The organism is Streptomyces actuosus (assembly GCF_016921115.1).
Classification (GTDB): Bacteria; Actinomycetota; Actinomycetes; order Streptomycetales; family Streptomycetaceae; genus Streptomyces; species Streptomyces actuosus_A.
Window position 1 is genome coordinate 1 of the sequence record NZ_JAFFZS010000109.1, and the last position, 1,248, is coordinate 1,248.

The following is a 1,248-nucleotide window of genomic DNA, read 5'->3' on the forward strand; positions in this document are numbered from 1 at the left end:
GTCCGACAGCCGCTCCAACAGCAGCACCCCGACACCCTCACCCCAGCCCGTACCGTCCGCACCCGCCGCGAACGGCTTGCACCGACCGTCCGCCGCCAGCCCCCGCTGCCGACTGAACTCCACGAAGATCCCGGGTTCCGACATGACCGTCGCGCCTCCGGCGAGCGCGAACGACGACTCGCCGGAGCGCAGCGCCTGGACCGCCATGTGCAGGGCGACCAGGGACGACGAGCACGCGGTGTCCACGGTCACCGCCTGCCCGCGCAGTCCGAGGGCGTAGGCGATCCGTCCGCTGGCAACACTGCAGGAGGTGCCGGTCAACAGATACCCGTCGACGGACTCGGGGGCGTGCTGCAGCCCGGGACCGTATTCCTGCTGCATGAGACCGACGAAGACGCAGGCGTCGCTCTCGCTCAGGGTGGCGGGGTCGATGCCGGCCCGTTCGAGTGCCTCCCAGGACGCCTCGAGCAGAAGCCGCTGCTGCGGGTCCATCGCCTCGGCCTCGCGCGGTGAGATACCGAAGAAGAACGGATCGAATTCTGCGGCGTCGTACAGGAACGAACCGGCGCGGGTGTAGGTCGTCCCGTGGTGCTTCGGGTCCGGGTGGTACAGGTTCTCCAGGTCCCAGCCACGGTCCGCGGGGAACGCCGAGACGGTTTCGCCGCCGGTGGACAGCATCTCCCAGAGTTCCTCCGGGGTGCGGACGCCACCGGGCAGTCGGCAGCCCATGGCCACGACGGCGATCGGGTCGTCGTCGGCCGCCGGCCTCGCTTCTCCCAGGGCCTGGGGCACGGTCCCGGTGCGGTCCTCCAGCAGCCCGTGCACGTGGCGGGCGAGCGCCTGGGGAGTCGGGTGGTCGAAGAGCACGGAGGCGGGCAGGGAGATTCCCGTGTCTGCCACGAGTCGGTTCCGCAGCTCCACCGAGCCCGCCGAGTCGAAGCCCAGCGCCTTGAACGTGAGGCTCGCGTCGACCTCGCCGGGACCGGCATGCCCCAGCACGACGGCGGCATGCGCCCGAACGCGCCGGAGCAGGTCGCTCTGCCCCGGCACGGCGGGCCCGGACACGACCGGGCCCGACTCGACCGCCTGCGCGAAGGACGGCGTGCGACGGGATGCCTCACCGTCGAGCCAGTGGTGGCGGTGTTGGAAGGCGTACGTCGGTAGGTCGACGACGCGGCCTCCCCGACCGGCCAGGACCCGCGTCCAGTCCACCGCCACCCCACGCACCCACGCCTCCGCCAACGAGGC

General features: G+C 71.9%; 1 protein-coding gene. It reads right to left on the reverse strand.

Annotated features, from left to right (window positions below; all coding sequences use genetic code 11):
* The coding region (locus tag JS756_RS35780; RefSeq protein ID WP_307791438.1) for an acyl carrier protein at positions 1 to 1,227 on the reverse strand (1,227 nt) is incomplete at its 3' end.
* Positions 1,228 to 1,248 lie beyond the last annotated feature (21 nt).